Below are 281 nucleotides of genomic sequence, written 5' to 3' on the forward strand. Positions count from 1 at the left end.
TCATCCGGATAGAGGTGGAACCACCTCTGGCCGCCCACGGCGGCATCGCGGCTGTCCCAGGCGATGCCCAGCGCCTGCAGCCGTCCATCGGGGAACTCCACCAGGTATTGCTGCAGCGGCTGCCAGCCGAAGGTCCAGGCGATGCGGAATTCCTGCACGCGGCCGTCGGCGCCATCGGTCTCGACGAAGTATCCGCCGTCGCGGGTGAAGAACCGCGAGCTGATGCCGGCATGCTCGAAGCGTGCACCGTCGAAGTCGCCCAGCACCCACTGCGAGGTGGC

Annotated in this window: 1 pseudogene; it reads right to left on the bottom strand. The window is 68.0% G+C overall.

The features are described from left to right. A pseudogene (locus ACKX14_RS15660) lies at positions 1–281 on the bottom strand (hypothetical protein); the annotation flags it as partial.

The organism is Thermorhabdus hydrogeniformans (genome assembly GCF_049310025.1).
In the GTDB taxonomy this organism is placed as follows: Bacteria; Bacillota; Thermosediminibacteria; order Thermosediminibacterales; family Tepidanaerobacteraceae; genus JBJYKD01.